The sequence below is a fragment of the Trichocoleus sp. FACHB-40 genome, assembly GCF_014695915.1.
In the GTDB taxonomy this organism is placed as follows: domain Bacteria; phylum Cyanobacteriota; class Cyanobacteriia; order Cyanobacteriales; family FACHB-T130; genus Funiculus; species Funiculus sociatus.
The window spans coordinates 1-26,490 of sequence record NZ_JACJPF010000111.1; the positions used below are offsets into that span (position 1 = coordinate 1).

Annotated in this window: 21 protein-coding genes; 5 read left to right on the forward strand and 16 right to left on the reverse strand. The window is 44.5% G+C overall.

Going from position 1 to position 26,490, the window contains the following annotated elements:
• The first annotated feature begins 815 nt into the window (after positions 1-815).
• Entirely contained in the window at positions 816-1,517 is a 702-nt protein-coding gene (locus H6F63_RS26930) for an iron-containing redox enzyme family protein (protein ID WP_190640375.1), read from the forward strand.
• 542 nt (positions 1,518-2,059) lie between these two features.
• Complete coding sequence (locus H6F63_RS26935; protein WP_190640376.1) at positions 2,060-3,835, forward strand: PAS domain-containing protein; 1,776 nt, start codon at positions 2,060-2,062, stop codon at positions 3,833-3,835.
• Between the two features lie 28 nt (positions 3,836-3,863).
• Here the strand turns inward: H6F63_RS26935 and H6F63_RS26940 are convergent, their stop codons facing one another.
• Entirely contained in the window at positions 3,864-8,273 is a 4,410-nt protein-coding gene (locus tag H6F63_RS26940; protein ID WP_190640377.1) for a GAF domain-containing protein, read from the reverse strand.
• A gap of 807 nt (positions 8,274-9,080) precedes the next feature.
• Here H6F63_RS26940 and H6F63_RS26945 point away from each other — a divergent pair.
• From H6F63_RS26945 to H6F63_RS30730, 3 genes are all read left to right on the forward strand, one after another.
• A complete protein-coding gene (locus tag H6F63_RS26945; RefSeq protein ID WP_190640378.1) occupies positions 9,081-10,946 on the forward strand; it encodes a response regulator in 1,866 nt (621 codons plus the stop codon).
• A gap of 528 nt (positions 10,947-11,474) precedes the next feature.
• The gene (locus H6F63_RS26950) at positions 11,475-12,176 is read left to right on the forward strand and encodes a Uma2 family endonuclease (RefSeq protein ID WP_190640379.1); all 702 of its coding nucleotides are present in this window, start codon (positions 11,475-11,477) and stop codon (positions 12,174-12,176) included.
• Positions 12,160-12,291 (forward strand): hypothetical protein, encoded by a 132-nt coding sequence (locus H6F63_RS30730; RefSeq protein ID WP_277876501.1) that lies wholly within the window; start codon positions 12,160-12,162, stop codon positions 12,289-12,291. The genes H6F63_RS26950 and H6F63_RS30730 overlap by 17 nt, the downstream gene beginning before the upstream one ends.
• Before the next feature lie 18 nt (positions 12,292-12,309).
• Here H6F63_RS30730 and H6F63_RS26955 read toward each other — a convergent pair whose 3' ends face one another.
• The 15 genes from H6F63_RS26955 to H6F63_RS27025 all read right to left on the reverse strand — a co-directional run bounded on the left by H6F63_RS26955 (position 12,310) and on the right by H6F63_RS27025 (position 26,338).
• Positions 12,310-13,071 (reverse strand): phycobilisome rod-core linker polypeptide, encoded by a 762-nt coding sequence (locus H6F63_RS26955; protein WP_190640380.1) that lies wholly within the window; start codon positions 13,069-13,071, stop codon positions 12,310-12,312.
• An 82-nt stretch (positions 13,072-13,153) separates the two neighbouring features.
• The gene (locus H6F63_RS26960) at positions 13,154-13,900 is read right to left on the reverse strand and encodes a phycobilisome rod-core linker polypeptide (RefSeq protein WP_190640381.1); all 747 of its coding nucleotides are present in this window, start codon (positions 13,898-13,900) and stop codon (positions 13,154-13,156) included.
• A 71-nt stretch (positions 13,901-13,971) separates the two neighbouring features.
• On the reverse strand, positions 13,972-14,805 hold the full coding sequence (locus H6F63_RS26965; RefSeq protein WP_190640382.1) for a phycobilisome rod-core linker polypeptide: 834 nt from the start codon (positions 14,803-14,805) through the stop codon (positions 13,972-13,974).
• A gap of 96 nt (positions 14,806-14,901) precedes the next feature.
• On the reverse strand, positions 14,902-15,519 hold the full coding sequence (locus H6F63_RS26970) for a HEAT repeat domain-containing protein (RefSeq protein WP_190640383.1): 618 nt from the start codon (positions 15,517-15,519) through the stop codon (positions 14,902-14,904).
• 81 nt (positions 15,520-15,600) lie between these two features.
• Positions 15,601-16,386, reverse strand: a complete 786-nt coding sequence (locus tag H6F63_RS26975; RefSeq protein WP_190640449.1) for a HEAT repeat domain-containing protein — start codon at positions 16,384-16,386, stop codon at positions 15,601-15,603.
• Between the two features lie 111 nt (positions 16,387-16,497).
• Positions 16,498-16,776, reverse strand: coding sequence for a phycobilisome linker polypeptide (locus H6F63_RS26980; RefSeq protein WP_190444310.1), 279 nt, complete (start codon positions 16,774-16,776; stop codon positions 16,498-16,500).
• A 116-nt stretch (positions 16,777-16,892) separates the two neighbouring features.
• Positions 16,893-17,768 carry a phycobilisome linker polypeptide gene (locus H6F63_RS26985; RefSeq protein WP_190640384.1) on the reverse strand — a complete coding sequence of 292 codons (876 nt, stop codon included), beginning with the start codon at positions 17,766-17,768 and terminating at the stop codon, positions 16,893-16,895.
• Positions 17,769-17,899: 131 nt separating this feature from the next.
• Positions 17,900-18,388 carry a phycocyanin subunit alpha gene (gene cpcA / locus H6F63_RS26990; RefSeq protein WP_190424724.1) on the reverse strand — a complete coding sequence of 163 codons (489 nt, stop codon included), beginning with the start codon at positions 18,386-18,388 and terminating at the stop codon, positions 17,900-17,902.
• An 86-nt stretch (positions 18,389-18,474) separates the two neighbouring features.
• The gene (locus H6F63_RS26995) at positions 18,475-18,993 is read right to left on the reverse strand and encodes a phycocyanin subunit beta (protein WP_190424722.1); all 519 of its coding nucleotides are present in this window, start codon (positions 18,991-18,993) and stop codon (positions 18,475-18,477) included.
• Between the two features lie 729 nt (positions 18,994-19,722).
• On the reverse strand, positions 19,723-19,860 hold the full coding sequence (locus H6F63_RS27000) for a hypothetical protein (protein ID WP_190640385.1): 138 nt from the start codon (positions 19,858-19,860) through the stop codon (positions 19,723-19,725).
• Between the two features lie 75 nt (positions 19,861-19,935).
• Complete coding sequence (locus H6F63_RS27005) at positions 19,936-20,865, reverse strand: RluA family pseudouridine synthase (protein WP_190640386.1); 930 nt, start codon at positions 20,863-20,865, stop codon at positions 19,936-19,938.
• On the reverse strand, positions 20,862-21,557 hold the full coding sequence (locus H6F63_RS27010) for a Uma2 family endonuclease (RefSeq protein ID WP_190640387.1): 696 nt from the start codon (positions 21,555-21,557) through the stop codon (positions 20,862-20,864). The genes H6F63_RS27005 and H6F63_RS27010 overlap by 4 nt, the downstream gene beginning before the upstream one ends.
• 83 nt (positions 21,558-21,640) lie before the next feature.
• Positions 21,641-23,020 carry a hypothetical protein gene (locus H6F63_RS27015; RefSeq protein ID WP_190640388.1) on the reverse strand — a complete coding sequence of 460 codons (1,380 nt, stop codon included), beginning with the start codon at positions 23,018-23,020 and terminating at the stop codon, positions 21,641-21,643.
• 210 nt (positions 23,021-23,230) lie between these two features.
• Positions 23,231-23,638: a hypothetical protein gene (locus H6F63_RS27020; RefSeq protein WP_190640389.1), complete on the reverse strand. Its 408-nt coding sequence runs from the start codon at positions 23,636-23,638 to the stop codon at positions 23,231-23,233.
• Between the two features lie 162 nt (positions 23,639-23,800).
• On the reverse strand, positions 23,801-26,338 hold the full coding sequence (locus H6F63_RS27025) for a tetratricopeptide repeat protein (protein WP_190640390.1): 2,538 nt from the start codon (positions 26,336-26,338) through the stop codon (positions 23,801-23,803).
• Positions 26,339-26,490 lie beyond the last annotated feature (152 nt).

Below are 26,490 nucleotides of genomic sequence, written 5' to 3' on the forward strand. Positions count from 1 at the left end.
CGGGTAGGTCGGCAAATGCTTCGACAATAGCCAATTGAGACATTGGTGGTTGGCAGTATCGTGAGATGACTTCAATACCATATCAACTACTCGATTAGAATGAAATAGCCCTGCTTAGACAATAGGTAGGTTGCTAATATCTAGCCAACCTGAATAAGTTTAGGATAATCTGACTTTTCCGCAAACATTAGATAGCGGGTAAATTATCTAGGTAGGCACAGTTAAGTTGGAGCGCCTGATTGAAGTTTTCTGTTTCACTCGCTTTTCTTATGGATCTCCAACCTACGCAGGTTTTGGCTTTTTAGCTTCTCGTGAACAGTATTAATTGCTTAATCGTGTAAGGGTGTACGATGTGCAGCTTTTTACAATATCCGTAAGGCAGACAAATTGTCTGGGCTAAGCAGGCTAAAAAAGGAGCGCTACGCGATTAATTAGGGAAGCATCACACTTTTGTAAAAATGTCCGACGAGTAAAGTCGCGGCTAGACAAACAAAGTCTGCCAACGCAAACGCTTTGTTTGTTTAGCCGCAGGCTTCTAGCCTGTGCGCTTATATTTGCAAAAATGGGATGCTCCCATTAATTAGTGCGATCGCCCCACATTAAGGAAGATTACTGAGATTATTTGTACTGTCAGTAATGAATATCAATACATTTACTGTCAGTGAAATTTCTGATGACATGAACTCTAATACAAAGTAATTATAAAGATACGGGCAATCTAAAACTACATAAGTTTAAGAGACTGTGTGGAAATTTTGACTAAGCCTTGAAGTTTGCTCGTTGTCAAATTCCGGGTCCTATTGTCAGGGTAGATAATGCAAATACTAGAGCGCACCTTACCTCCAGCAGAAGAAATTGTTCGCCTTTACGAACAGCAAACTCTTGCGGAACACCCGATTTTCCAAAGGCTTAAGCAAGAACCAGTCAATCTTACTGCGATTTGGATCTTCACCATGAATATGAATGTAGAAGGGGGAGTATCCAAAAATTTCGTGCGTTGGCTTGCAAATTTGGCTGCTCGGATAGATGACAATTATATGCGTAGTATCATTGCCAAACAGTTGAACGAAGAACTTGGCGAAGGAGACTTTTCTCGCATTCACAGCGTGATGCTACAGCGTATGGTTGATGGTCTGGAACCTTGGCGTTTAGCTGATTATACTGAAGAACTTCTGGCACCTGGTCGCGAATTCGGTCAACGCGGTGAAAAGCTTTTCTTCATTCAAGATCCTTACGAAGGACTTGGGGGGTTTATTGCTAGTGAAGTCAGCGCACTGCAAATTGATCAATGTTTGGGACAGGAAATTCGTAGACAAAATGCGATCGCATCTGAGAAACTGACTTGGATTACCCTCCACGAAGAACTTGAAGTCGATCATGTTGGAGAAGTTGTTGAACTTGCTCGTTTAGTACCGACTTCCGGAGAAAAGTTAGAAGCTGTATGGCGAGGCGCACAAGAGATGCGTGATGCAATCATAGCTTTCTTGGATGGACTTTACCGCGTTTCTTTTTCTTAAATTCCATTCACACAATTTTATAATTCAGTAGTAATACTGAGAGAAGGGGAAGCGATGCAATCGCTTCCTATTTTTTATGCAATTTATAAAATTATTCTTTGAGATGGCGATCACGCTCTTGATTTTGGGAATTCTAAATAAAGACCTAACTTGAGGAATTAAATAGTGAATGGTGCGGAAATTTTTCCACAGGCAGCTTCCAGAAGCTAGTAATATTTATCTTGCCAAAAAAGATATATTTCGATATAATAATGCACTAATATCCAGACCTTCTTAATTTTAGAGTGTTACATTCATAGGATATATAAAATATAGCGGCTCCAAATTTTTGTACGTTGATGGTGTGACAACAAATATGATTCTGTCACTTGTTTATCGAAACAAGTTAAGTCCAATGGGTGAGTAAGCGATCGCTTAACTTCCATATTAATAATAATTGCATCTTTTTTATTAGCAATAAACACAGATTTTAATTAATATTTGCAGTGTCAAATGATACAAAATAGTTCCAACTGATAACAAAAGCTGAGCTGGAGTTCCTAATGACAAATCTTACAAATGAGCTATTGCACCATAAAAAATTAGAAGGTGAAATTATAGCACCCAAAGAAAGGGAACCATTATCACCTGAAGACAAAGAGCGTTTGGAGCTGGCTGTTATAGGATCTAACGATGGAGTGTGGGACTGGAATCTCGAAACCAACCAAGTCTTTTTTTCAGATTCTTGGAAAAGTATGCTTGGCTTCTTGGAACATGAATTTCCCAATAACTTTGACGAGTGGAAAAAAAGCCTGCATCCCGACGATTGCGAACGGGTATTAGCCACCCTCCAAGCCCATTTTGATGGAATAAATTCCTATTACGAATCAGAACACCGCTTACGACACAAGGATGGCTCTTATCGGTGGGTTATTTCTCGCGGTAGCTTGTTTCGAGATGCACTCGGAAAGCCTTATCGTATAGCTGGTTTGAATACTGAAATCACTAGCCGTAAGCATTCTGAGCAAGCACTGCGGGAAAGCCAAAAGCAGCTACAAGATATTATCGATAACTCCACAGCAGTTATCTACGTCAAGGACACTGAAGGCAAATATACTCTAATCAACCGCCGATTTGAAACCTTATTCAACATGACCAAAGAGGAGATAAAAGGCAAGACTGACTACAATCTAATTGACAAAGAGGCAGCTGATATAGTTACAGCAAACGATCAACAAGTATTGAAAGCCGGAGTTGAAATTTCTAGAGAAGAGAATGTTCTTTACGAAGACGGCTTACACACCTATGTTTCTCTGAAGTTTCCCCTGTATGATTGTGTTGGTTTTGCATATGCAGTCTGCGGTATTTCTACTGATATTACTGAGCGCAAACTTGCTGAAGAAGCAGTGCAAAAATCGGAAAACCAGTTGAGAGAAAAAACAAACCAGCTGGAACAAACCTTGCAAAAATTGCAACATACACAAGGCCAATTAATTCAAACTGAAAAAATGTCCAGTTTGGGCCAATTGGTTGCTGGTGTGGCCCATGAAGTTAACAATCCTGTCAACTTCATCTACGGTAATCTGGTTCACGCCAATCAATATGTTCAAGATTTGCTAAACCTCCTGCAACTGTATGCCAAGCACTATCCCCATCCTGTTCCTGAGATTCAAGAGGAAATTGAACTTATCGACCTTGAATTTCTCATGGAAGATTTACCCAAGATGCTGTCTTCGATGAAAATGGGAGCTGACCGCATTCGCCAAATTGTTCTATCTCTACGCAACTTTTCCCGCTTGGATGAAGCGGAAATGAAGACAGTTGACATTCACGAAGGATTAGATAGCACTTTATTAATTTTGCAGAATCGGCTGAAAGAGAAAGTCGGACATCCGGCGATTCAAGTCATTAAAGAGTATGGCAATTTGCCCAACATAGATTGTTATGCTGGACAGATGAACCAGGTCTTTATGAATATTCTCAATAATGCGATTGATGCTGTGGAAGCGTCTGTTGTCTGTTGTCAGTCCTCCAGCAAGGAACAACGGACAACAGACAACAGACAACCACCTACTATCTGGATTCAGACTGAGGTTTTGAACGCTGAACGGGTGGTAATAAAAATAAAAGACAATGGGCTAGGAATGACGGAAGATGTTAAAAACCGTCTTTTTGACCCTTTCTTCACGACTAAGCCAGTTGGTCAAGGTACAGGATTGGGACTATCTATCAGCTACCAAATTGTTATTGAAAAGCATGGTGGAGTGTTGAAGTGTTTTTCAGAACCAGAGCAAGGAACTGAGTTTTGGATTGAAATTCCAGTTCGATGCTCTCATTAACTTTTTGATAATTCATGACGATAAAATATCAAAAATTTGATTTCAGTTTTTCATCCACAAGCGATTGAAGGTGCCACAGCAATGTTTCCAACTCGGATGCTGTGTCAGCCGCTTCCTGAATCTGTTTCTGGAAAGCTAGTTGTTCCAACTTTTCTGCACAAAGCCGCATCTGTTTTACGCCGACGTTAGCGCTGGCACCTTTGATGTGGTGGGCTTCTTGCTGAATGCTGGTAAAGTCATTAATAGCGATCGCTCTTTTCCCGATCTCTATATGACTCTGAACTTCCTCAACAAACATTTGCAAAAGTTCCATCTCGAACTCCTCGCTACCCTCAGAGAGATGATGCAAATGCTCCCAGTCAATTAAATTTGGCAAATTTTCACTTTTTTCAGGTGTGACAACATCCGCATTGCTGGGATTTACCTTGGCATTTACCTTCTGAAAAATCTCTTGTTTCCAATGCTCAAGCCGTGCGGCTAACTGTTCCCGCGATACAGGCTTGCTGAGATAGTCATCCATCCCAGCTTCGAGACACCGTTCTCGGTCTTGCTTCATCGCATTAGCCGTCAGAGCAATGATCGCAGTGCGGCGAAAACCATTTTGTTGCCACCGCCGAATCTCTCGCGTTGCCTCATAACCGTCAAGGATGGGCATTTGGCAGTCCATCAAAATTAAGTCGTAGGGAATTTTTGCTAATAAATCCAAGACTTCTTGACCATTGGCAGCGACATCAGCTTCGTAACCTAAAGTTCCTAGCTGCTTGAGTGCCACTTTTTGATTAATCAGATTGTCCTCAGCTAGGAGAATTCTTAATTTTTTCTCTGTTGTCCCTTGTTTGTTGTTCGTTGCTAGGGACGCACTGGTGTGCGCCCCTATTGCCAGTTGTTTATGGTCTGTTGTAGAAAAGTCCGGAGTTTTTAGTGCTTGGTCATTAGCTAATAACTGTGTAGCCGCGACATCTTGCTTGCCTAAGATGTTTAGGATGATATCTAATAAACGAGATGGCTTGACTGGCTTAATCAAATGGGCGGCAAATCCTGCTTTTGTTGCCCGTTGTGCCTCTCCCCGCCCGTCAGCGGAAGTCAGCATAATTAAGGGTAATTTAGCGAAGGTGGGATTTGCTTTGATTCGTTCTCCTAAGGTGATGCCGTCAATTACAGGCATCTGCATATCAATCACCGCAACGTCATAGGGCATTCCCCATTCCACAGACTCTTGCAAAGCTTTGATGGCGGTAGCTGCACCATCCGCCTCATCTACTTGCATACCCCAGTTCGCTGCTTGGGAGCGAACAACTTTGCGGTTAGTGGCATTGTCATCCACGACTAACAGCCGCCGCCCCATAAGACTTATAGAAGAGGAAGCGGTTGCGATTGGTTTACTCTGGGTTGTGAAGGGAATGGTAAACCAAAATTTGCTGCCTCCTCCAGGCTGACTCTCAACGCCAATTTCTCCTCCCATAAGGGTAACAAGCTGTTTGCAGATGGCTAACCCCAAGCCAGTACCGCCATACTTGCGGGTGGCGGAGGAGTCTACCTGAGAAAAGGGTTGAAATAGTTCGTTCTGGTCTTCTGTTGCAATGCCAATTCCGGTATCGGTTACAGAAAAGCGGATGGTGGCTGAGGTGGGGGCTTCTGATTGGAGTTCTGCCCGCACGACTATTTCCCCGATGCTGGTAAACTTAATGCTGTTGCCAATCAGGTTGGTGAGAATTTGCCGCAGACGACCGACATCGCCCTGAAGTTGGGTGGGAACATTGCGGTAGATTAAGGCGGCAATTTCCAACTCCTTAGCATGGGCTTGGGGCGCGAGTAAGTCTAATACTTCTTCGACACAGGTGGAAAGGTCAAAGTCTAAAACTTCAAGATCCATCTCGCCAGCCTCCAGTTTAGACAAGTCCAAAATTTCATTAATTAAGCACAAAAGCGCATCTCCGCTGATGCGAATCGTTTCCACAAAATCCTTTTGTTCTGGGTTCAAGGGGGTTTCTAAAAGCAGTCCGGTCATTCCCAGGACGGCGTTCATGGGGGTGCGGATTTCGTGGCTCATATTTGCCAAAAAGGTACTTTTGGCATGGCTTGCTAATTCGGCTTGCCGACGGGCGATTTCTAGCTCTTGACGTTGGCGGGTTTCTTCTTCTAAGAGTTGGGACTGAGCTAGGGCAATGCTAAGTTGGTCGGCTAGTTGTTGCAAAAGATCAATTTCAAAGCTAGACCATTTTCGGGGGCGGGCGCACTGGTGGGCAATTAGCAGTCCCCAGAGTTCATCTTTTTGCAAGATGGGTACGACAAGATTGGCTTTGACTTGAAATTTTTGCAGTAGTTCGAGATGGCAAGGTTGGATGTCAGAATCTTCTAGGTCTGCGATCGCGCGAATTCTTCCCTGACGGTATAAAGGGTAGTAATCTGCTTGAAAGCAATTGTCGGCGATATCTTGCCCCAAGATCGCAGAGCAGCCAGGAACTACGTCCTCGGTTACGACTTTTCCAGTTTTATCTGCCCAAATCCGATAAATCACTACTCGGTCGGCTTGCAGGCATTTTCGCACTTCGCTGACTGTGGTTTGGAGAATTTCTTCTAGTTGTAAGGACTGGCGGATTTTTAGGGTGATTTCCGCGAAGATTTGACTTCGCAAATTCTGCCGCCTAACTTCTTCTTGTGCTTGTTTGCGCTCTATCCACAGTGCAATCTCGTCGGCGGCAAATTCCAAGGCTTTGAGAACAAATTCGCTGAGCGGTTGGCGGGAAAACATTGCCAGCACGCCCACTAGAGTTCCTGTGACTATGAGGGGATATCCAGCAAAGGCGACTATTCCCTCCTGAATTGCCCAATCTTGATCGCCTAAAAGAGGGTCGTGGATGACGTAATTTGTCAAGTAGGGTTTGCCACTTTTAGCGATCGCGCCTATTTGTGATTTGCCAACAATAACACGGCTAGAGAAACTATCAATTTGTACGTCTATCCCAGCACTGGCTTGCAGTTTCAAAACATTTTCTTCCCGGTTCAGTGTCCAGATCCGAGCTGAGGCTGCATCCAGATGCTGTACCATTGCTTCGCTAGAGCGCTGCAAAATGCCTGCCAACGTGTCGCTCTGGGCGAGGGCAGAATCGATATCGGCGCGAAAGTTGGCAAGCCGGGCGCTTAGAGCCAGTGATTCTTCTTGGCGCTTTCTCTCGCTGACGTCTCGCGTCACTTTGGAGAAGCCGCACACAAGTCCTGCTTGATCGTGTACTGGGGTGACTACAACATTTGCCCAAAACCGCGTTCTATCTTTCCGGATGCGCCAGCCTTCTGCTTCAAAACGACCGTTGGCGATCGCTATCTCTAATTCTTGTTGTACTTTACTTTGCTGGTTTTCTCCAGGCTCATAAAGAAAACTAACGTGCTTACCAATGGCTTCTTCTGCGCTAAAACCACTAATACGTTCTGCTCCCGCATTCCAACTGACGATGTGTCCGGTGGTGTCGAGCATATAAATTGCGTAATCTTTAACTCCATCTACCAATAACCGGAAAGACTCTTCGCTTTTTCGCAACTTGTCCTGCGACTGCTTGCGCTCAGTAATATTGGTATGGGAACCCGCCATACGGGAGGGTTTGCCATTGGCATCTCTTAGCAATAATGCACGAGCTAGAATCCAGCGATAGGTGCCATCTTTATGCAGCAAGCGGTGTTCTAATTCGTAATATGGTGTTAAGCCCTCGAAATGAGCTTGAATGGTTGCAAGAGCGCGATCGCGATCTTCTGGGTGCAGGCGTGCTTCCCACTCAGAAAAATTATTTTCGATTTCATGCTCTGCAAAACCCAGCATACTTTTCCAAGCCGGCGAGAAATAAACTTGATTAGTTTCAATATCCCAATCCCATAATCCGTCTCTGGAACCTTGGACTGATACCTCGTAGCGTTCCTTACTCTTACGCAACTGCTGCTGTAGCTGTACCAAATCGCGATTATTTCGCCGCAAGTTTATCTGCGTCATTACTTGGCGACCCAGCGCTTCTAATGCCAGCCTCTGTTCGGGACTCAAATCTCGCGGTACAGAGTCTATTACACATAAGGTTCCTATTGGCAATCCCTCTGGTGTTGTCAAATTAGTACCCGCGTAAAATCTGATGTTGGGGTCGTTGGTCACTAGGGGATTATCAGCAAACCGCGAGTCGCGGGTTGCATCCTGAATCACTAATAGTTCGGTTTGCAGGATGGCATGGGCGCAAAATGCAATATCGCGGGAAGTTTCTGGTGCTGCTAGACCAACTTTTGATTTAAACCACTGCCTATCTGTATCCACCAAGCTAACTACAGCAATTGGTGTGCCGCAGATGTATGCCGCTAACCGTGTCAGATCGTCAAATGCTTGTTCTGCCTCTGTGTCGAGGATTTCATACTCCCGCAGCGCTTCTATCCGTTCTTGTTCGTTATCTGGCAAAGGTGCTTTCATTTCTCTTGCTCTGATGATGGCATCTTCATTGGTACTGGTGTAGTGAAAACGCGCGATATTATAAAGTTACTGAAATAAAGAGCGACCGCCCTCAGAAAAGCTACGTAATAGCACCTTCAAGCGGGCTGTTTCCTATTTTTTAGCTCCTAATCCCCCATAAAAATACCTAATAAACGGAAACTTCAATCTTAAAATTTGGGGCGCTTGAGTTTGGCGGTCTGATTGGGGAGAGTTCTTGCCAGGGGGTGAGAGTCCGAGAAAAGAGATTTTCATGTTTTGTTGTGCGCGATCGCGTTTGGGTGTCTATCTTGATGCTGAGTCCAGTGTCAATAAGGAAGCACTTATGTTGCTTTACAAGAAGAGGGATAATACCATTTGCTGTGATGCGTGCAACACTTCAATTTCTGAAACTAGCTACTGGTAACACTTTCAAAATCTAAAATCATCGGAGTTTAAGAAACTCCTTCGCCGGGGGCAAAATCTACAATCCAAAATGGTATAAGGGCAAAGAGTGTTCTTATGCTCTTCCATCCTTTGTTGCCAGCAAAGTTCATGGGCATCTTACTTTTAATTTATATAAAAATAGTGTAAATGTAGGTGCCATAGAAATTTATTCTAAAAATTAACTTTTTTTACCATGGTAGTAAAGAAACGTTAGATGCCAAGTTTCTACACGCGGAGCAAAAACAGGTAACTTAATAAATTAACCGCAATAATAAAGATTAAACTCTGCTAGTTTATGTAAAATATTATACAGTCCCTATCGGCATATTGCCCATATCAAGAGTTAAATTCTTAAACATTTATATGACAAAGCATACAGCCATAAAAATTCTGTTAGTAGAAGATAGCCTTGTGAGCAGAAAGGTTGTCCTAAAACAGTTAAAAAAGTTAGGCTATGAAGCCAATGTAGCCGCGAATGGTCAAGAAGCCTTATGGATGATATCACAAGTTAATTATGAGCTTGTACTAATCGATTGTCAGATGCCAGTGCTAGACGGTTATGAAACGACTAAAAGAATTCGTCATTTAGAAGGTGCGAAGCGAAAGATAATTGCGATCGCGATGACTGCGAATGGAACGACAGCCAACCGAACAAAATGTCTGAGTGTTGGCATGGATGATTGCCTGATTAAGCCTGTTAGTGAAGAAGAATTAGCCACTAAGTTAGAAACTTGGATTGGGGTAATTTTAAAAAACAAACAAGAGTTGGCATTCCAATTGCCAGAAGCAATTAAAGATATCCCAACGGCTGCGATCGTCACAGATGAGTCAAACGCAAATCTGTTGGTAGATTTAAACCGATTAAACGATATAGCTCTTGGCGATAGGGTATTGCAAAGAGAAATATTACAAGCTTTTGTGCAAGACACCCAAAATAATTTAGTAACTGTAAAAACAGCACTATTGGCCAATGATTTTGTAACTATAGCGCATAGTGCTCATCAAATTAGGGGTGCCAGTGCAAATGTAGGTGTCAAACACCTGCAATTTCTAGCCGGTCAGTTAGAACTTCAAGCTCAACAAGAAATGCCAGAGGCAGCTAGTCAGTTATTGCACAAAATAGAAAATTATTTGCAACGTATCCAATCTTTTTTGGATAAAATAATTGAGTGTGAAAATATGGACCCTGAAACTCCATTAATTATTCCTGCCGATAAAACTGTAAGGATGCAGGTCGGCTCTATGGCAAGAATTTTAATTATTGATGACGATCCGAGCGTTCGATTAGTAATAAAGAATTCTCTTCAGCTCATGGGCCATGAGGTCACGGTAGCCAGTGATGGTGAAGAGGGATTAATGAAAGCACACTCAGAACGCCCTCATCTAATTATCTGCGATTGGATGATGCCAGTAATAAATGGACTGGAAGTGTGTCGCCAGGTCAAATCCGATCCAGAACTATCGCTGGCATTTTTTATTTTACTAACGATTCGTGGCGATATAAAAGACAGAGTTGAGGGTTTAGATACAGGAGCAGATGAGTATCTACCAAAGCCGATTGATATGAGTGAATTGCGGGCAAGAGTGGGAGCTGGATTGCGGTTGCAACGGTTAACGCAAGAATTGAGCGAAACTAATCAGGCACTCAGACAAGTGAATCAGCAACTGACGGCGCGGACTGAATTATTAGAATCTCTCTCTCTGACAGATCAGCTAACGGGTGTGTTGAATCGTCGCGCAATGGATCAAGCATTGCCTCATATGCTGCGACAGGTAGGCAACCGCGATGCCAATACTCGCTATCGCTATTTGTGTTTATTTCTGCTCGATGTAGATCATTTTAAGCGAATTAATGATACTTATGGTCACACGGTGGGAGACTGTGTGCTGCAAGCGATCGCTGCAAGATTGCAGTCTTCTTCCCGCCCTTCAAGTTTGCTGTATCGCTATGGTGGCGAAGAGTTTGTCTGCATCACGCTGGGTTTAAGTATGCAAGCTGCTTTAGAATATGGCGAATCTTTGCGCGGATGTGTAGCTAACGCTCCCTTCAAAATTTCTGACGACCTAGTTTTATCAATTACTATCAGTATCGGCGGCGCGATCGCCAGCGCCGTAAATTTAGTTGACTCTAAAGAACTATTACATCAAGCGGATCAAGCGCTTTATAAAGCTAAACATGAAGGTAGAAATTGCCTGAGAATATTTTCAGCGTGGGAAAATATTTTTTAATTAGACCATATTTAAAGGGTACTCTGGGCGTTATCGTGTCCATTCGCTACTAAGCACCCATAAACCTCACTCCACCAAAAAACGAGCGAAATAAAACTGTTAACAAATAGTGCGAATTTCAGTGTCACCGCACTAAATGATACCTATAATTAAGACACTAATCTCTAATTATAATAGAACAGGATAAATACTAATGTTGAGTAAATTCAAGCTCGGCACCAAGTTTACCTTATTTCTAACCCTGGTTTTTTTTTATCTGTAGAGTTGTCGTTAGTGGGGTTGTTTTATCCAAGGCACTTGAGTAGGGAGCCAAACAAGAGATTGCTTCTAAAGGTGTAGCTCTCATGGAGACGATGGACTCACTAAGAGGCTATACAAACACTCAAATCAGTCCTCTGTTAGCGAAACCCATCAAACCTTTGCTAAAGTTTGGTTTCGTCCCTAAACCCAACCTACATTACATCATTAGTTTAATTAAGTTGACCTACTTATTTGCATGATGCTAGCAGGAAAAAACGGAGATATCCCATGACTGCACCAGTTCACATTCTGACTAAAGAAGAGATTATTTACCCAGACAGCGATGGTCAACCGATGGCTGACAATACTAAGCAGTTTGATTATATTGTGAAAATCAAACTTGGGATAGATGCTTTATTTAAAGACGATAAAAGTGTTTTTATAGCAGCCGATTTGCTCTGGTATCCAGTCGAGGGAGATAATAAAATTCGCCAAGCACCTGATGTGATGATAGTGTTTGGTAGACCCAAGGGCGATCGCGGTTCTTATAGACAGTGGTTAGAGGATAATATTCCCCCTCAAGTTGTCTTTGAGATCCTTTCCCCTGGGAATCGCAAAGCCGAAATGCTGAGGAAGTTCAGGTTTTACGAACGCTATGGAGTTGAAGAATATTATATCTATGACCCGGATGACGGCGATTTAGCTGGTTGGCTGCATTCTGATGAAGGATTCGATGAGATTGAGCCAATGGTGGGCTGGGTGAGTCCTCGTTTAGGGATACGCTTTGAAATTGAGTCAGGCGCGTTAGAACTCTATCGTCCCGATGGGCAGAAATTTTTGTCTTATGTGGAATTGGAAACGCAAAGAGAATTAGCGCAGCAACAAGCCGAAACGGAGAGAAAAGAGAAAGAATTGGCTCAAGCTAGAGTAGAGCAGCTGGCAGAAAGATTGCGGTCAATGGGTATTAATCCTGATGAAGTTTCAGGGTAGCGATCGCATCCTTCCAAAAAATTTGTGGCTCTGGCTACCGCTCAAATTGACAACCAAATGTCTGATGAGCGGCAACCAGAGCCACAATTTAAGCTTGCAGGTGCAAGTAATTTAAGAAACTAGAGCTTTACCCTTAGCGTTTGTTGCGATTAGGCACTTTGTTCAGGTAGTCAATACTAAACGCTGACACGCCTTGAGCGTAATTGCGCTTGGTGCTGACTGAAATTGCCATCTCGCGATACTTGCGGGGGTCGCCTTCTGGTAGTTGCTGATCCTGGTACTTGCGGCTGTAGATTTTCTCCAGCGTAAAGCGCCAGTCGGTCTTGACAGTGCCAGCTGTTTCGCGGAAGTCTTCGCCGTAGCGAGGAGTCACCAAGTTAAAGGGACGACCTTCCATCCGCTTGCGCTGGTAGGGAACGGTGAAATCCCCAAAAGCATCGATATACTCTTGACTGTCAAGCAAGGCATCCACAAAGCCGCTGAAACCCAAGGTAGCAATTTTAATTGACCAAGCGATTTCTTCGTCTTTGTTGTAAGCTTGACGACCTAAGAAGCGCTTCAGGCAGATGTCTACAAGGCGATAGTTATTATTGACCGAGACAACGATGCGGTAAAATGCTTCAGATTTCGCCAATCCTCGGATGAATTCGCGCACATTAATACTGCCATTTTTCAGCAGAGATTCTAGCTGAATTTGACGGTTGAATCTGAGGATTTCATGTTCGCTGAAGATTTGGCGATAAGCTGCCCAAATCAAATCTTGCATTTCTGCCGGAGAATTGGCATCTTCCAGGCGATAAATGTAAGGGGTATCTTCGTTAAGATCCGCCTTTCCAAAGCTTTTGACCCGTTGATTTTGGGTTGTTGGTTTGTATTCAAGTAATGGCAGTGCCATTTAAAAATCTCCTGCTTTAAGTAGTTGAGACTTTCTTATTTTCCCGTATCACGACATCTTCTGAGTTATTCAGATCTCTGTGTTACCGGACGGGGAAACTCGCGGATGGATTAATTGAAACCCGTGCCTCTTGAGGTTTATTATCCCGCGTCATGTCGGGAATTTTAATGTTAGCCGTATTAACGGTAACATTATTAGTTACAGCTTTCGGCTTGATTGACCGAGCCATTGCCAAGAAGTTGTTGACATCGCCCCACTTGTAGCGATCGCTTTCTTCCTTGTCGCGCCAGTAGTCGGCGTAGCTGGGTGTCACCAAGTTAAAGGGACGGTCTTTGAAGCGACGGCGCTGATAAGGCACTGTATTGTCGCCAAAGTTAGTTTGATACTCCTCACTATTTACAAGGGCATCAATAAAGCCGCCTAGTCCCAGAGTAGCAATCTTAATCGACCAAGCAATTTCTTCGTCTTTATTGTAAGGCGCACGCCCCAAGATGCGCTTGAGGCAAATTTCTACGACTCGATAGTTGGAGTTTTTCTCCACAACCAAGCGGTAGAACCCTGGTGTTTTCGCCAAACCACGGATGAAATCGCGCACTGTAATGGAGCGATTTCTCAGTTGAGATTCCAAGGTTTCCTGACGAAAAGAATTGAGGATTTCGTGTTCGCTGAAAACCTGACGATAAGCTGACCAGATTAACTCTTCAATGTCCGTTTCATCAATGCAGTCTTCAATGCGATAGATGTAAGGAGTGTCTTCATTCGGCACTTCGTAACCCGCTACTCGCTGATTCTGCGAGGAGGGTTTATATGCAAGCAGAGGAATTGCCATAGTTAAATTGTTCGTTAAAGGGTTGCTAATTGAAGTATTGCTAATTGCGATGAACGATTAGCCATTAGCTTCTAGACTTTTGGCGTTTGGTAAAGATAGCGATAGGGTAGCGCCACCTCGGTGCGACCTACAATAGGTTGCGGGTTAGCAACTTTGCGGGTTGTGTCTAGAAGTTCCATGTTATTAGCTTGAGAAATCGCCCGATCGCGCGATCGCTGGTAGTTCATTCCGCCGGGAGAAATACTCCGTGCCATTGCTAGGAAAGAATCCGGAATGCCTTGACGAGCCGCTGCTGATTTCATATCTTTTTGGGGTGCTGCTTGATGGTAGCTACGATTATCTAGGGCAATCAAACGACCGCGCCAGTAATCACTATACCGGGGGTTTACCAGGTTAAATGGTCGCTCATTATACCGTCGGCGCTGATAAGGTACGATGTCATCGCCGAAGTTTTGGCGGTATTCTTCGCTATCGACAACGGCATCGATAAAACCATGCAACCCCTTGGAAGCAATTACAATTGACCAAGCGATCTGCTCATCTTTGCCGTAGGTGGCGCGTCCGAGAAACCGTTTGAAGCTGATGTCAACTAACCGATAATTGGAGTTAGTATCTGCTACTAGGTTTCGGTAAACTTCCGATTTGCCCAGTCCCCGGATAAACTCACGCACGGAAATGGCGCGATTTCGCAGCTGAGATTCTAGGAAGGATTGACGGTAGCTTTCTAAAATCAAATGTTCGCTGAAAATTTGCCGATAGCCAGCCCAAATTATGGCATCAATATCGGAGTCAGATGTTGCATCTACCAACCGATAAATCTGCGGGTCGTCCTCATCGGGTACTTCGTAACCAGCTACGCGCTGATTCTGGGTTTTGGGTGTAATTTCAAGAAGTGGAATTGACATATTTTTAGTTGTTAGTTGTTACTTGTTAGTTGTTAGCTGTCCGTAGACGTTTGAAAGAGGGAACGTTTAACATTCCAACTCTTCACTGACCAAGGACTAATGACTAATAACTAATTGGTTAGCTAGCTGAACTCTGGCGCGAACAGCTATGTCTGGGTCTTGAGTCATTTCCTCTAGACGTTTTTGGATGGGCTGACGGACTTCTAACTGGGTTGCCAGACCTTGCAAACCCACAACTGCGGCGTAGCGAATTGCCCAGTCTGGGTCTTGAGAGATGGAAAGCAGGGTTGAGAGTGCTAAGAGTTGAGCGGAGGGAATTTGTTCTTGACTTAACTCGTGCCAGTGCAGGGTTCCTAGCCCTTTGGCGGCGGCGCGGCGGACGCTGGGCGCAAAGTCGCTGGCTGCTGCGACTAAGGCATCTAAGGCTTTGGGAGATGCGATCGCAGCTAATGCTCGAATCGCGTAAGCCCTAGCTCCGTAGTTGTAATCGTCCAGCTGTTCCAACAAGGGCTGCACTGCTGCTTCTCCTATCTGAATCAGCCCTTCAACTGCTGCCACTGCTGCTGTTGGGTTGTTGTAGCCCAAAACGGCAATTAGCGTGGAAATCCCTGCGGTCTGCCGAGTAGCTGCTAAGGCTTGGACTGATGCTACTAAACGTTCGGGAGAATTCGCCTGCTCAATAGCATCAATCAGTTCTTGGGATGAGTCAGTCATTGGTCAGTGGAAGGATTGCTAATTGTCAATTGCTAATAGCTAATGGCTAATGGCTAACTGGTATTAGCTATTAGCCAGTGACTATAACAAAGCGTCCATCAGGGTCATTACCCGGATGGCATCCCTAGATAGCGATCGCGGATCTTGGGGGTCTACAGACGAGGCTCCCGTCTGTACCTGTTCCAACAGCCCTTTGAGGGCGATCAGCTTGAAGCTGTTTTCGGTTGCAGCAGATGCGATCGCTTCTGCTGCTGGCAGATAACCTATTGCACCCAAATCTGACAAAATTACCCGGCGCAGTTGCAGATCGCTTTCCTGCAAGGCTTGCACCAGGCGTTCACCATAAACTGGCTCTTTTGTTAACTGGTACATTGCTCTCGCCGCTGCATACTGCACTCGCGCTACGGGATGCTCCAGAAATGGTTGAATCAGGGCTGTTGCTTGGGTAGCTTGCAGCGTTCCCAATGCTTCCATCACTGCTTCCGAAGGTTGCTCTAAATGGGGCCGTCCTGGTACCCGCATGGCGGCAGCTACACCACCGTCGAGCAGTTTCATCAGCGCTGGAACGCAGGACAAATCGCCTAGCATCTCCAAAGACTGTGCGGCAGCTTCCCGAACGTAGAAGTCGGAACACTCCAGACAACGAATCAGTCCTGGTACAGCGCGGCGATCGCCCAGTTTCCCCAGTGCGCGTGCAGCATTGCGGCGGAGGGGGTATCCACCAAGCTCTGTCCGATCTGCTTCATCCTCCAAAGCTGCAATCAAGGCCTCCACAGCAGCAGGCTCATTAACACGGAATTTGCCCAGCCACCAAGCAGCATAATAGCGGAGACTTAAATCTTCATGGTGGAGATTGGCGATCGCCATCTCCACCGTTAGCGGTTCGCTACCAGGCGGATCGGAATACTGCACTCTTGAGTAGACTCCAGCATCGTAGGACAGAATAATGCAAAGGACAGAGGATTGCTAGATTAAGCTTTAGGAGTGGGCTGCTGTGGCTTCGCTTTTCGCTTCACTATTATTTTCCAGGGTCAAAGGCTCAATGCTGACGATTCTGCCACCCATACGGTTAATCCGCTGCATTTCTTCATTCATGCGGCTGTATGGCACTGTGACATAAATGCTGCCACTGCGACGAATGGGATAGCTGAGTTTGTCAGATTCGTAAGTCTGACGCATACCCTCGACTTCGTAGCGAAACATCCGGTTGCTGGCGTCGCTGAGAGTACCGCTACCTAGTGTAGTTTGTCCAAACATTGTTGATATAGCTCCTGTAATTATGGGGGCTGGGGGCTGGGGACTGGGGACTGGGGGCTGGGGACTGGGTAAGATTCTTTCAAACTCCCAATCCCCAATCCCTAATCCCAATTCCCTTACGCTGGTGACACGTTGACGATTTTGCCACCTTTTTTGGTGATTTCTTGGAGTTTTTGGGATAGCTGCTCGTAAGGCACCAAGAAGGCGTTTGTACTGCGGCGAACTTTCGGGAAGCCTGGAGACAGGATACCAGTTACTTCAATGCGATATACCCGTCCGCTTTCTTCCTGAGTACCACCGAGAGCTTTTTTCGGAGGTGCATCTTTGGAGAGAGTTCCGTAATTCCAGCCACCTGAACCGCCAGAGGGTTTGACAATTGTGGAAGCTTGGTTGCGACCTAGTTCGCGGGTGAGGCGGGGTGCTTTCCCTTCTACTTGGGAGCGATCGCTGCTTGCATAACCGCGATACAGGCGGAACATCCGGCTAAAGCCAACGGTTCTCACGCCCGGCTCTACCAAAAATCCCCGGTAATAGGGGACTACGTTGTTGCCAAAATTGGCTTGATACTCATTGCTGTCGATGATTGAATCAATTTCCGCATCGTACCCTTCATCTTCACAGAGTTGGGTATGCTCGCTTAACTCTGCCTCATCATAAAGAGGACGACCCAACAAATGTTTGAAATTGAGTTCAACAAAGCGTTGATTTGAATTTGGATAGAAAAACTTAGATTTGTATACATCCGACTTAGCGATCGCCCGGATAAACTCCCGGACTGTGATGTTTCCTTGTCGCAGTAAAGATTCTGCTACCGTGAGGCGTTCGGATTTCATCACATAGTCGTTGCCTAATACCTGACGATAAGCGGCTCGGAACACCGCTTGCAGATCGTCTTCTGTCCAGTCAGGTCGCAGTTCGACTTTTGTATCATCAAATGCAGAAAGGCCCAACCGGCCTGCTGCTGCTAGATTTGACGCCACTAAACCGCTCATCTTTTCTCTCCCAACGCAACAATTTTTAAGTTTTTTTTATGGAAAATGAGAAAAACAATGCCCGGAAAAATTAGCAACTGCTAGCCTAACCGCCAACACTCGCTGATTCTTCCGGGCATAGCACCTGAATACTAGCTCAGGGCGTTGATGGCGTAATCGATGTAGGTGTTAGCTTCGTTAGCAGCTTGACCGGAAAGACCGTGATTTGCCTTGATGTGCTTCAGGGCTTCCACATACCAGCTGTTGGACAGCTCGAATGTGCGGTTGATTTCATCCAAACCAGCAATTAGATACTCGTCCATAGGACCAGTACCACCAGCCACACAGCAGTATGTGACCATCCGCAGGTAGTGACCGATGTCACGAGCGCACTTGGATTTGCCGCGAGAATCAGAAGCGTACTGAGGCCCCTGCATTTGGGTGGTGTAGGGGAACTTTTGGTACACAGCTTGGGCAGCACCGTCGATCAGTTGCTGAGCCTTTTGGGTCAGCGCACGAGCAGCTTCCATGCTGGCGGTGGCACGATCAAAGCGACCGTTAACGGCTTGCAGTTCGGTATTGCCCAGGAAACGACCTTGGGTATCAGCAGCTCCGATCGCTTCGGTGATTGGGGTTTTCATTGTTGATTTATCTCCCTAATGGTTTACAGATTTTTCCAAGAAACGCGGTATGTCGCGTTATCCCACAGCAAGCTTGCTAGTTGTTATTAAGCAACAGCAGAAGCAGCACGATCGAAGTAGCTGGACACTTCAGACATCAACTGGCTGCAATCGCCTTGGCTGATACCACTGGGGTCGTTGGCGATCTTGATCGCTGCATCCTTCATCTTTTGAACGCCTGCGGCAACCGAACCACCGGGTACACCCAGTGCTTGGTAGGTTTCGCGAAGACCGTTCAAGCAGCGGTCATCCAACACGCTGGAATCACCAGCCAGGGTGGCATAGGTAACGTAGCGCAGGATGATTTCCATATCGCGCAAGCAAGCAGCCATGCGACGGTTGGTGTATGCGTTGCCGCCGGGGGAGATCAGTTGGGGCTGCTCTTCAAACAAAGCACGAGCTGCGTTGGCAACGATGGTGGAAGCGTTGCTGGTGATGCGGTTAACGGTATCCAGACGCTTGTTGCCATCTTTGACCATGTTGGTCAGGGCATCCAGTTGCTCGGTGCTCAGGAATTCACCTTTAGAGTCAGCCTGAGAAACCACCTTGGCGAATGCATCTAACATGAACTCAATCTCCTACTGATATTCGTTGAGTGTGATTTTTAAAACACGGTTTTAGTCGATGCGGAAAGGTCAAAATCAGACATCAGCCAAAATACACCTTTCAAGTTGCTCTCTCATCCCGCTTGTCACTTCACACGTGGGCAACAAAACGGTTGTCATGGAAATATGAGAAAAGTTCGTCCTTTTATGAGAGGTAGGCTTGCCTTGCTAAATCGGTGTTTTGTTTAACGTTTGTCTTTTATTGATCCCTCCGGTTATTTTTATACAACGCCTTTGGGACTTTGTGTTTTTAAGATTTGTGAATTTATTTCAAGACCAATGAATAAAAGTTCAAATCCTTTATACATAAGGCTTGTAGCTGTTAATTATTGCCTATGATACACATATATCGTTACAAAAACCTTAAGTGTTTATACCCAAGAGTTATAAAATTACTATCTTTATACTTTTTTAATATTCGCTTAGAAACTAGATGGAGCAATCATTTTTAGAGAAAGACATCATATTTTCTCTAGAGTCGATTTGTAAAGATATTTAAATAAAAACATCTCGGATTTTGAGTTCAGATGCAGCAATCTGTCGCCGCACCACCTGCAAAAAAGTCAAAAATGCCGGGGGAGGGGAAAAAGGTAAAAGGCAATTATGTAAAAAGCATAAAAATTTAGGTGCGTTACTCAGTAGCGGTGTATTACGGCTACTGAGTAACTGGCTAAGTAATAGCGCGATCGCTCACCCACCCCAGAAAAAACTAGCCTCAAGAGCAGTTTCCATGAGAAGCACCACTTGATGTTGCTCTTGGGTGAGTGCTTGCAATAGGGCGAATAACGCGATCGCGCTATTCGTGGCAATTTCTTGTAGAGAAACCACAACTGCATAACCCAACTCCAAATTTACTGGCTTGCCGAGGCGGTTTTGTCCAATACCCTTGCAATATATTTTTCTTTAAAAAGAGGGAATTCGCCGTCGGAGAACCTCCAGCAGAGTAGTGAAGCTGCCAGGCAAAGGGGCAGTCACCTCTACTAAATCTCCTGATAGGGGATGTTCCAACCTGAGTCGCCAAGCGTGCAGTGCTTGACCAGGTAAATTAACTCCCACTGAATGACCAGAACTGTAAACGCGATCGCCAACGATGGGATGACCGATGTAGGCGCTGTGAACCCGAATTTGGTGGGTGCGACCAGTTTCCAGTTGGTAAAGCATCAAAGTGTAGTTTCCCAGGCGTTCCTGCACCCGCCAGTGAGTCACTGAAGGTCGTCCTCCCTTCTCTTCCGGGACAACAGCCATTTTCTTGCGGTCTACCGGATGACGACCGATGGGTTGGTCAATAGTGCCGCTTTCGGTGCGCGGCGAACCATAGGCAACGCCTAAATATTCCCGACGTGCAGTTTTAGCTTTCAGTTGCGCTTGCAGATGTTGGTGCGCTTGGTCGGTTTTGGCAACAACCATCGCCCCGGTGGTATCTTTATCGAGACGGTGGACAATTCCCGGACGCTGCACGCCACCAATTTCCGCAAGGGGACAATGGGATAAAAGGGCGTTGACGAGGGTTCCGGCTTCGTGTCCGGCAGAGGGGTGAACAACTAAACCAGCAGGTTTGTTGATAATAATCAGGGAATCGTCTTCGTAAAGAATATCCAGGGGGATAGCTTCTGCTTCCAGGTCGAGGGGAATAGCTTCTGGGATAGCTAGGGAGATGCGATCGCCTGCTTGCACAGCTGCTTTTTTGGAAGTGCAGACAGTATCGTTAATCTGCACGTTGCCTTCTTCGATCAGCTTTTGGATGCGCGATCGCGATAAATCTGATAATTCTTGAGAAAGATAGCGGTCGATACGGGTGTTGGTTTCTTGAACTTCTAAATTAATTTCTGTCACAGTTGCGTTGGATCAATTCCTCTTTCTTGAAGTAAAGCACGTAAAGCTTGCAGTTGGCTTTCAGCTTCTTCGGCTCTTGCCTCAGCTTGTTCTGCTCGTTGTCGCTCTTGTTCTCGTTGTTGAGCTAGTTCTACATAACTAGCAAACTGCTGTCCATCAGGATAATAAAGAACGAGTTCGGTGTTAGATAGCTCAAATCTTATTCCCAATCGCGGACTTACCCAACCTAACATTTCCTCAATCTCTTCTAATTCCTCCCCAGAGCGCAGCCAACCTGTCAATTCACCGCTATCTGGGTCATATAAATAGTATTCTTCCACCCCATAGCGTTCATAAAATTTGTATTTCTTGATCATCTCTTTGGCAGTATTGCCTGGAGATAGTATTTCAAACACTACTTGCGGAGGAATATTATTTTCCCGCCACTGTTGATAGGAGCCGCGATCGCCTTTTGGTCTTCCAAAAACCACCATAACATCTGGAGCTATTCTGGTCTTGTTGTCGCCTTGAATGGGATACCAAAGTAAGTCGCCAGCGACGAATACATCGGGATCATTTTGAAATAACGCATCTAATCCCCCCTGAGTGGTAACAATGTAGCGAAACTGCTTGGTATTATCTGACATTGGCTGTCCGTCGCTGTCGGGATAGATAATTTCTTCTTTGAGAAGAGATTGCGGCTGTGTAACCATAACTTTACCTTTGTTGTTGGTATGTTTTGGAGTGTATCTTTTTTGAAGCGCGATCGCACTTTATAAATCAGGCCACTTCAGAGTTATTTGTTAGGGGGTTGGCGATGAGATTTGGCTTGTGAGACAATACGCGATCGCTTAAAAACCCAAATTGCTAATAGCGCCACTAGAATACATAGAAACCCGATACCTATGCTGATGCTGGCAGAGGTGGTAATATTGAATAATGCGGCATTTTTAGGTGATAGCGTACCATCAGTTTTTTTGAATGGTTGCTGTGTAATTCCTTCGACAAATGGGGAAACTGTGGACGCAGCTATTGAGGCTGTTCCTATGCCTACGCCTGCTAATCCGACGAAAACTTGGAAGTTGCGATCGCGTTCTGCTTGTTCAATCTCTACTATGCCCCGAATCGTATTTGTGACGTTTTCTAAAATACTTACTCCTGGGCGCAGGCTGACAGCATCTTTTTCTAACTGAGCTTTGTATTTTTTGGTTGCAATTTTGCTAAATTCTTGTAAAAATTTCTCATTATTTAAAAATTGTTCGCGTTGTTTTTCGTAGTTTAGCAAATTGACTTCAATGGTATGTTGTTGAATTTCCAGATAATTAATCTCCCGCACATAAGAAGACAGGTTATTTATATTTGTTTGTAAATCGTTTTTGAGTTGTTTTAACGAGCGTTGAGATAGATTGCTAAAGTTGGGAAATGGTTGATTAAATTTATTTAACAGCCTTGATTTTAGTTCCCTCCCCTGTGCATAAGCCCAAAGAATTTTATGGCGACAGTAAAATAGGTATCGCCACGCATTGTAATATCCGGCAGCTTTAGCAAAGGTTGCTTCATCGGGATAAAAAATAATTAAGACATGACTGTTATTTTCTATCGCTTCCCATTTCTGTACACCGCGCCATAGTTCAAGGACTTTACCGCCGAGAAAGTTTCCTTCTTCTTTATATTGATAGTCTTTACCTATTATAGATTTGTAAGCTTTATGTGCTAAATCTTGATTTATATCTGTGGATGAATCTACCCATCCAGAAATCATCCAAGTTTGTCCTAAAAAGCCTTCTTTGGAAAGGATAAGGGGGTCTATTCTTTCGTCAGTTTTAGTAATAGCCGTTGCAAATTCAGGTAAAATTGCTGATTTTTTAATTTTAGTAATAATAGGCTCAAGTTCAGAGTCGGTGTATTTACCATCAACAGAACAGCTAAATCGCAGACAGTTTGTATCGCCTAAATTTGTGCGGACATAAGAACCATCAGTGGCATAATTGTAAAGGCTTTTATCAAAATCAATACGATTATCTGGTTGTTTATCGTTTTTAAAATGTCCTTGTAAATTAAGTAGTTTTGTCCAGTAATCCTTGTATGGTTCGCGGATTCCCGCTTCATCTTCGCCTAAATCTTCTCTTAGGTTATAGATAAATAAATCGAGGGTGGGATACTCTAAGTTTGTCATCTAAATAATATTATGTTGCTAATACCGTTATTTGGAAATTTATAGGTTAGGTGAGTTTCCTGACGTTATTGGCTTTCTTCCCCATATAACTTCTCCCCTATTGGGATAGCTTCCGGTTCCCCCTTCCCTAATAGGGAAGGGGGCTAGGGGGTTAGGTTTCGACTTCGCTAACAACATCCGTTTATTAACCCAACTTACCCTCTAAGTTCTCTAATGAATACATGAGTCGGCTACGACTGCTATTTCTTGTTTTTTCTCTTTCGATTTTTCTACAGGGTCGGAATCTTTAAAAATGTTAACTGCAATATTACTTAATCCTTCGGTGGGAGTTGCATCGGGTTGATTTTGTTTGTCGGGTGAGTCATACCTATTCATTTCTTTAGGTTGGTACTTATTCACGGTATCCTGATAGACTTTTTCGTAGGCTGTAACCAGACGCTTATGTTTAGCTAGTTCCAAGAGGGAATTTACTGCTGTTTCGGTGTCAGATTCAAATGTTTCACCCACTTGATTAATTTTCTTTTGTAAATCGGATGATAAAGCTTCTGTTTGTTCGGCTAAAGCTTGGAGAAAGGCGTAAACGGCGATCGCTTGCGAATATTTGAGGTTAACTGTCATAATTTATGCGGGTAAAAATAAGTTTGAAAAACGCAAAAATGCCCGACGACTAAAGTCAAGGGGGAACAAACGAAGTTCGCCTGTGCGGGCTAATATAAAGCCTGCGTAGACAGGCTTTGTTTCTGGAGCATCGACCGCAACAGGAGTGTGGGCATACTCTCTCTATATTTTACCAGTGAGAATGAAACCAGCCCAGTGATAAGGATCTTCAAAAGGTGGCTGAAATGTCCTCATTTTAGCCAGGTCGCGTTGGATTTTAGCAGCGAAACCTTTTAATAATTTGCTATCAGCCGGATGAAGTTTTGCTAGTTCTTCGGCAAGATTGAGATACCATTGAGCTAATTTAGGATAAGAGAGTTTACGCAGCCAATTTTGAGCTTTTTTTAGGGCGATCGCGGGGGTTTCTCCGGCTGCGATGAAGGTGTAGAATTGAATCATTAGCAAAGCTGTGGATTGCTCGTCAACGTTCCAGAGAGTGCTGACGACGCAACTGGCACGTTTTGCCAGGAAAGCACTGACTAAACCGACATATTCATCAATTAGGTTTTGTTGACTGGCGATCCCAGATTCGCAAGCACAAAGGCAAATTAAACTGTATTTACTAAAGTCTAAATTATTACTTTGGCTGAAGTTATCCTCTAGAGTTAACTTGTCTGTATCTGCTAAAAGCAAAGCTGAATTTTGCGGCTGTTCGATATCGTGGTAGCCATGTCCGGTAAAATTGAAGGTGTCGCTATCACCTGCGAGTTTCTGAATGATTTCGTCTCTGGTGAGGGGTGGAATCTCTAGTTGTTCGTACTGGGGATGTAGCTGGGAAATAGCTAAATTTTGAATAGTAGCAAAAGGCAAGTCGCGGCGCGGGTTTTCTACATTTAAAATGTTGGTGGGTTTAGGATATTCTCCTATTTGTTGCAAGTGTATCCCTATTTGAAAACTGGGTAAATAGGCGATAGTGCGGCCGTAAAATAGGTAATGTAGGGGTAATAAATGTAAGTCGCGGTGAGGAATTAGAATTAATTTGTTAACCAACGGAGGTAGCTTGTCCACTATTTTCTTAATCTCAAGAATTTTACGTAACTTTTCCAGTCGGGAAGATATTTTAGTTCGCCAGGGTAACTCTGCTTTAGTAGCAGGAGTCTGGGGCGTGTTACGGTAGGTTTGATAGTCGCTTTTCCATTCTTTAAACCAAGTTTCAAATTCATCGATTTTCTCAGTGATAACGTGCAAATCTTGATTGTCTATGAGGATAAATGTGGTAATCGTTAGGGGGCTGATGTGCCAGTAAATGACAGCAGTTTTAGGATTCAATAGTTGTTGCATTTGCTGGTAGCTGGGGCTGGGAACATCATAATCCCAACCTTCGCGCAGCCAAGATAAACAAGTATTCTTGCGCTTTTCTGCTGTCTCTAAAGCTGCTATTTGTTGGTGCTTTTCTGGCGATTGGGCGAGGATATCTACTCTCAATTGCGTAAAGGCGGCAAATTTGCGCTCAAGGTTGATTTTTTGGGTTTCAAATTCGCAGCGTCGCAGCAACTCATCAAGCTGCTGTCTCCCTTTTTCTAATTCTCGATCGAATGTCTGGGTGTCACCCAAGTAACTACAAATTTTCAACAAGTATTGCAATACTGTCAAATGTCTCAAGGGAAACTGTTCAAATGTTAGCTGTTCTAATGCTTTGGTAGAAGTTTTTTTAGCCTTCAGCCAGTAAGGAAAAGGGTTTTGCTGCGTTTTTACTAATAAGTCCCAGTTGTTCCAAGCTTCGTGATAATCAGGTTTAAATTCAATCGCTTTGTCGTAAGATGCGATCGCTTCCTCAAATTTACCTACCTTACGCAGCGCAAGTCCCCAGGCGTACCAAGCATCGTGATAGTCAGGTTTAAATTCAATCGCTTTGTCGTAAGATGCGATCGCTTCCTCAAATTTACCTAAGCTATCCAGCGCAAGTCCCCGGTTGTACCAAGCTGAGTCTTTGTCAGGTTTAAATTCAATCGCTTTGTCGTAAGATGCGATCGCTTCCTCAAATTTACCTAAGCTATCTAGCGCAACTCCCCGGTTGTTCCAAGCCTCGTGAAAGTCAGGTTTAAATTCAATCGCTTTGTCGTAAGATGCGATCGCTTCCTCAAATTTCCCTAAGCTATACAGCGCAACTCCCCGGTTAGCCCAAGCTTCGTAACAGTCAGGTTTAAATTCAATCGCTTTGTCGTAAGATGCGATCGCTTCCTCCGATTTCCCTGAATTACCCAGCGTAGCTCCCCGGTTGTACCAAGCATCGTGAAAGTCAGGTTTAAATTCAATCGCTTTGTCGTAAGATGCGATCGCTTCTTCATAGCGTTTCAATCCATATAACGCAATTCCTCTACCTCGCCAATCTTCATAATCTTGGGGTTCAATTTTAATAGTTTTCTCAAAGCCTGCGATCGCCTCCTCATTCTGCTGCAATTGTTGATAAGCCAAACCACGCCTAGCCAACGCCAAAATGTAGTCAGGCTGAAGAAGCAAAGCACGATCCAGAAATTCAACTGACTTTTTATAATCCTTTAATCGATAGTAAGCTAAACCACACCCATACCATGCTTTTGGGTTTTGCTGTTCCAGTAGCATTGCTTGCTGAAATAGTTTTAATGCTGCTTCGTATTCCCCGCGATCTAGTTTCTCATGTGCTTGCTCTAGCAGGGTTTTTCGGCTGGGGTTCTGTGTCATCTGCTTCAAGTTTGACGTTGCTATTTATCAGTTTGACGCAGGGATGGGGAAAATGGGAAAGACGATCCCCCCAACCCCCCTTGAAAAGGGGGGCTAAGAGGATGGAATCGGGTTATTATGAACCGTGAAAAAGGAACAAGGGGAGAGAATGC